This is a genomic window from Ochrobactrum sp. SFR4, assembly GCF_019730395.1.
Lineage (GTDB): Bacteria > Pseudomonadota > Alphaproteobacteria > Rhizobiales > Rhizobiaceae > Pseudochrobactrum.
This window is the reverse complement of sequence record NZ_JAAPBB010001217.1, coordinates 1-243: the sequence shown is the minus strand read 5'-3', so window position 1 is coordinate 243 and position 243 is coordinate 1. Positions and strand designations below refer to the sequence as shown.

At 51.4% G+C, this 243-nt stretch carries 1 pseudogene; it reads left to right on the top strand.

What is annotated here, in order from left to right:
- A pseudogene (locus tag HBA93_RS22905) lies at window positions 1-243 on the top strand (ribonuclease E/G); the annotation flags it as partial.

Genomic DNA, 243 nt, shown 5'->3' with positions numbered 1-243 from the left:
GACCATGATGATGAAGATGATCAGGTTGAATCCGTTGGTGCAGAAGATGCGATGGAAGAACTGCCAGGCAGCAATCGTGTTCACCGCAAGCATTATAAAATTCAGGATGTGATCAAGCGCCGCCAGATTATTCTGGTGCAGGTGGTTAAAGAAGAGCGCTGCAACAAAGGCGCAGCCCTCACCACTTATCTTTCGCTTGCCGGTCGTTATTCCGTATTGATGCCGAACACCGCGCGCGGTGGC